The 5,392-nt window shown below is 36.4% G+C and carries 8 protein-coding genes; 7 read left to right on the plus strand and 1 reads right to left on the minus strand.

The annotated features are described in order from the left end of the window. Window positions 1-93 precede the first annotated feature (93 nt). The 5 genes from ABXH34_RS17545 (at window position 94) to ABXH34_RS17565 (ending at window position 1,956) form a co-directional block, all read left to right on the plus strand. Entirely contained in the window at window positions 94-972 is an 879-nt protein-coding gene (locus ABXH34_RS17545) for a hypothetical protein (protein ID WP_353573181.1), read from the plus strand. Between the two features lie 107 nt (window positions 973-1,079). Then, the gene (locus ABXH34_RS17550; RefSeq protein ID WP_353573182.1) at window positions 1,080-1,331 is read left to right on the plus strand and encodes an AbrB/MazE/SpoVT family DNA-binding domain-containing protein; all 252 of its coding nucleotides are present in this window, start codon (window positions 1,080-1,082) and stop codon (window positions 1,329-1,331) included. Beyond that, entirely contained in the window at window positions 1,331-1,567 is a 237-nt protein-coding gene (locus ABXH34_RS17555) for a PIN domain-containing protein (RefSeq protein ID WP_353573183.1), read from the plus strand. Before ABXH34_RS17550 ends, ABXH34_RS17555 begins: the two co-directional genes overlap by 1 nt. 99 nt (window positions 1,568-1,666) lie before the next feature. Next, on the plus strand, window positions 1,667-1,828 hold the full coding sequence (locus tag ABXH34_RS17560; protein WP_353573184.1) for a hypothetical protein: 162 nt from the start codon (window positions 1,667-1,669) through the stop codon (window positions 1,826-1,828). Next, a complete protein-coding gene (locus tag ABXH34_RS17565; protein WP_353573185.1) occupies window positions 1,828-1,956 on the plus strand; it encodes a helix-turn-helix domain-containing protein in 129 nt (42 codons plus the stop codon). The genes ABXH34_RS17560 and ABXH34_RS17565 overlap by 1 nt, the downstream gene beginning before the upstream one ends. Before the next feature lie 358 nt (window positions 1,957-2,314). Here ABXH34_RS17565 and ABXH34_RS17570 read toward each other — a convergent pair whose 3' ends face one another. Continuing rightward, entirely contained in the window at window positions 2,315-4,339 is a 2,025-nt protein-coding gene (locus ABXH34_RS17570; RefSeq protein WP_353573186.1) for a c-type cytochrome, read from the minus strand. Window positions 4,340-4,648: 309 nt separating this feature from the next. On the opposite strand from ABXH34_RS17570, the gene ABXH34_RS17575 reads away from it, so the two are divergent. Both ABXH34_RS17575 and ABXH34_RS17580 read left to right on the plus strand, forming a co-directional pair. Next, complete coding sequence (locus tag ABXH34_RS17575; protein ID WP_353573187.1) at window positions 4,649-5,071, plus strand: putative toxin-antitoxin system toxin component, PIN family; 423 nt, start codon at window positions 4,649-4,651, stop codon at window positions 5,069-5,071. A 1-nt stretch (window position 5,072) separates the two neighbouring features. Continuing rightward, window positions 5,073-5,291: a toxin-antitoxin system HicB family antitoxin gene (locus tag ABXH34_RS17580; RefSeq protein WP_353573188.1), complete on the plus strand. Its 219-nt coding sequence runs from the start codon at window positions 5,073-5,075 to the stop codon at window positions 5,289-5,291. Window positions 5,292-5,392: the final 101 nt, after the last annotated feature.

The raw sequence follows: 5,392 nt of genomic DNA on the forward strand, positions 1-5,392 counted from the left end.
CAAATTTAACTGCGACATCTCGCCAAACAGTAACAACTGTTTTAAACGAATTAAGAAACTCTGAAATAATCACATTCAATAGAAAAAGATTACTTGTTTTCTGTTGAAAATATAGAGTCAGATAGCCTTGAATGTCCCTTATGTGGCGTAATCCATAATAATTCTTTAGTGAGCAGAGCCTCAATACTTGTAGATAAGCAACAAGCAGAAAACCAACTTAATCTGATAAATGAAGAAATTGATATATTTAGAAATGAATTAGCTGACTTAAGACTAAAGTTAGAAGAAGTTAAAATTAGAATTATTCAAATTAACAAAAAATACAATACTCAGGGGCAAGAAAAATTTTCTAAAATTATTAATAAACTTGCATCCCAATCAATACAAAAAGACATTAGACAAGCACGAAACCAAAAAAAAGCTTCATATGATGAAATAACAAATAAGCAAAAAAGCCTAAAAAAAGAGCAAAAAAAGCTTGCAAGTAAAGAGGATATTCAAGAGCTTGACAGTTATTTTACATATTTAATTCAAGAATTTTTTGCTAAGCTTGATGCTCTGAATATAAATTTTGCCAAAGTTTATCATCCAACAGACTATAAAAAGTTTACAGATGGAGGTGCCATAGAAAATGAAAGAGCTATACTGGCTTACCAATTAGCTATCTTTAATTTAGTGTATCATGCTCAAAATGAAATTCCAGCTCCTTTAGTTATTGATACTCCTAACCAACAGGAACAATCGGCTAAAAATTATGAACGAATAATAAATACTATCATGAATGCAACACCAGAACAGGCTCAAGTAATACTTTGTGGAATGGAAACACTTAATTTAAATAAATTTAAAGAAAAAGCACATGTTATTTATTTGGATGATGAAAAATTACTAAAGAAAAGTAAGTATAAAGAGTTAAGTGAAGAGCTATCACATATTTTGGAAGTAGCAAAATCTGATGAACAAGAGAAATAATAATTTTAGGATTAGTTGCTTGATAGGATTGTTTTTGGGTGGAAATGATTTGATTGAAATGCTTGCTTAATTTATGCTCTATCTAATTGATAAATAGGATAAATACTATGCAACAAGCAGCCGTTTTACAAATGAACGTACAAGACCAATTCACCCTACCACTAGCATTACAACAAGCCATGAATATCAAAGCAGGTGATACACTACTGGCCTATTTAGAAAATAATCACCTGATTATCGAGACCAATCAAAAAATCAAACAACAACTCAAAAATCGTTTTCAACACATCAACACACAAAGCTTAGCGGATGAACTGATTGACTCTCGCCGTAAAGAAGCATTGAAGAAACAAGCATAATGTCTGTAGTACTTGATGCATCAGCATTGCTGGCTTACCTACAAGATGAAAAAGGCAGTGAATGCATTGATGAAGTATTGGCAGAATCGATAATGAGTAGCGTAAGTTGGTCTGAAGTGTTACAAAAAGCAATCTCTAAACAAGTCAATATCGAAGGAATGCGAGAAGAGCTGGAAATGCTTGGCTTATCTATTACGCCGTTTACCACACCAATTGAGATAATTTGTATACGCTAATTCACTAAATTTTTACTAGGCTCAACAATATCACCTGTTCCGACCATACCACGAACTTAATCCATGAGTCTTTATTTACTATAATATTAAGGGGTTAAAATGGATAATACTTTATTTAATAAATTGCTTGAAAGCGTACAGGAAGCAGGTCAAATCGTGCGTGGGGAAAAGCAAGCTGCTCGTACTTTTGAATATACTGCATTAGATGTTAAAAAAATTCGTGAAAAACAGGCCTGTCACAACAACGTTTTGCGAGTTTAATGGGTATTTCTTTACGAACTTATCAGAATTGGGAACAAGGTCATCGTCGCCCTAAAGGGCCTGCGGCTGCGTTACTCACTATCTTTCAGCGTGACCCTCAACATGCACTTAAAGCGTTACATCACTAATGTGGGAAATACTCTTAAAAAATCATATTTACATAAAACCAGTTTACGTAGAGTTTACAAGCAGAATGTCATACAGCATTTTGAAACATAGTGATTTTGCAATTCTGTATTGAAAATCTGTAGAATTGGATGAATCAAAAAAGATGGATGACGCTATCGCTTATCCATCCTACGGCATTATTTTCATGTAGTTTTCAGGGTGATATTAAGAGTAAAATATTAGTTATAATGAATTTTAAAACAAGAGATATAAATATAACGTAGGGTAGAAAAGTGCAACGCCTTCCACCAAGATGACGCAGAGTGTCTGAACTGCACTCCCACGGAAACCATGGGAATGAGATAAATGATAACTTCGTTAATTTGGTTTGTTTGTCGGTAATGTCAGTAAACAATGCTCACCTGAAACACCCGATTCAGTTTTTCCAGGGCGAACTTTATCATCAATAAAACAAGCAATATCAATGGATTCTTGATCGGTTAATAAACCACCACTGGTATACGGCATATTCCAACGTAAAAATTTAGCAAGCTTATCAGGCTTAGCCATGCCAGCCGACACATTATAAGAATCATCACCCCATAATGCAGGGCGGAAATAAGTATCATTGCCATAACGCCCTTCACCTTCTAAGTCATGACAAAAAGCACATTTCTGGTCAAAAATCGTTTCACCTTGGTCTAAGTTGCCTTTTAAGACTGTTTGGGTTAATTCAGGAAATCCACGCGGTGGGTTACAAATACTATGTGGCGTGCTAACCAATGTAGAACACTGATATTTCTGCTTATATGCTTCTGTTAGCCAATTCATATAAGCAATAATAGCACTCATATTGGCATTGCCATCACAGTCTTCACCACTACATAAGGCTGTGCCATTCATACTGCGCTCAAAACATTGATTAATCCGATCTTGCATATCCGTCACAGTTGGATATTCTCTACCTTCACCTTGTAAACCTACCCACCATGCTGCTTGCGGATCACCACCTGCATGTAAGTGACAACTTGCACAATGTAAACGATTTCCCACATTGTCAGGTAGCATTTCATAAGTATTGGTCACAAGGTCAAAGCCTTGTTGTTGCCCCGGTGTTGCCTTTGTTTTATCAAATAAAATCAAATCATTACTACAGGAAAGTGAGTTTGAATAGCTATATTTATCACAAATTGCTTCTGATGGTTGTGGATGGGCATTATTTAAAGTAAAGCTGAAATCAGCAGAAATAAACTCATCAGGTCGCATCGTGCGAGACATCACATGACAACCCATGCAACTTGATGATTCTTGAGCGAATGTTTCCATAGTTGTATTAGTAGAAAATGGCGGCCGTACATCGAATGCGGTGTTTGGTGTGGTGTCATGTGGAGATTTGGGTAAAGGCCATTGCGCACTCATCATTTGATAATGAGCTAATACTTTATAACCTTCACGGGTTGCAAGATGTTGCTGTTTACGCGCATTTAATTGTTGCAAACTGGCTTCAATCGGCAATACTTGAGTCACCTGGTTCGGGATGAAATCTGGGGTTTGGGCATTATCAGTACAGTAGTCGCCTTGGCAGTCAGGATTATTAAAGCTGGCGGCTAAATTATCTACTGCTTGAACATTGGCGACTTGCTCAAAAGTAGACCAAATCCATTGCGGTGCACTGGGGGTTTTGTGCATGACGTGAAAACCAACTAAGGCCACATCAGCGATATGGCAATTTTGTAATTCGGTTTCGACTTTATCACAAATGCAGGCTTTATTTCGCATAAACTTAAGGCGTTCAGCGGCAGTGGTTGAATCGGTTAATTCACGCCAAGCAGCTTTAATAATGATTGAGCCATTGGGATAGCTAATTTGATTTTTTTGAATTTGTTGCTCGGCATTGTACAGTTTACTTTCAACAATGTAATCAAACGCGGTACGATTTAAGCGAATTTCATAACGCACAATTTTACTGTGTTGATCTTTCAATGAACCGGGCAGCGTCGCGTCGGTTTTAACAGCCTGACTCACTGCATCTAATACATCGTCGACTTTTTCATCACGATGTAAATATTTAACATTTTGCCCTGTTGTCACTTCACAAGCGGTTGGAAGTACTGAAGATGTTCCCCACGGTGCTGGCTCTGATCCATCTTCTGGATACACTTCATATTGTTCTTTCCAGGTTTCCCAAGTTCGGTGTAATCCATCTTGTCTGATAGGTGTCATCAATGCAATAAAGGTTTTCCAAGCATGACGGTTAACAGCACGTTGACGAAAATCAGTCCAATCTACGGCTGTTGATGAGGTGTCTAACATAACATCTTGAGGAATTTCAGTGGGGATGGTATCCGCTTGCAACTGGCTATAGCTTAGCAGTAGCAAACAAACAGTTAAAAATCGAAGCATTATTTTTTTCCTTTAAGGTTGGCTTTTATTTAGTGAGTGTGAACATTTAACACTAGCGGTCAATGTGCACAGCCGAATCAATAATAATACAAAAAAATAATTAAAACCAATTTGTAATAAGTAAGATTGAAATTTTCTTGTTTTCTCATTTCGTAGATTTATGGGAATCCTTTCATGTCATGCCAAATTTATTGTAAATTGCTTAGTGGAGCGGTTTGCATCATTCTTATTCCTCTATAATCCTTTTTAAAAGTTTGGTAGAAATGGGGGATAATTGCAAAGTGACTGCATATATACTATCATTAACTGATGATAACTCTTGTCATTGATACCAGCGTCTTAATTAGTGCACTCATTGGAAAACATGGTGCAAGTAGAAAAATATTAAAACAAGCACTACAAAAGAAATTCAAGCCATTGATAAGTAATACGCTATTTTCAGAATATCAAGACGTGAGCCAAAGAGACACTATTCTTGCCCGCTCACCTTTGACAACTGAAGAAATTCAAGCGCTGTTAAACGCCTTATATAATGTTTGTGATTGGATTCCTATTTACTATTTATGGCGACCCAATTTAATTGATGACGATGATAATTTTTTGATTGAACTTGCATTAGCAGGCAATGCAGATTACATCATCACCCATAATTTAAAAGACTTACAAAATGCTGAGCTTCATTTCCCGAATATCCATATTGTTACGCCCGAAGATTTTTTAAAAGGACAATAAAATGGCAACCTTAACCATCCGCATACCTGATGATAAACATCACCGTTTGAAAGCATTAGCACAACATCGGCATATTAGCTTGAATAAATTGGTGGAAGAACTGTCGACACAAGCACTAGCAGAGTTTGATAGTGAAGTACGATTCCGAGCTTTGGCAGCAAGAGGCAATCCAGAACAAGGTTTGAGACTACTAGATAAACTGGATGCAACATTATCTTAAATGATGTCTCATTTCCGCAAAATATAACGAGTGAAGTGACCCATTCATGATTTACTAATGATAAATAATTAAGTATGATTGGAGGTATTACAGGACGTAAA

Origin of the sequence: Candidatus Albibeggiatoa sp. nov. BB20 (genome assembly GCA_016744725.1) — a bacterium.
In the GTDB taxonomy this organism is placed as follows: Bacteria; Pseudomonadota; Gammaproteobacteria; order Beggiatoales; family Beggiatoaceae; genus Albibeggiatoa.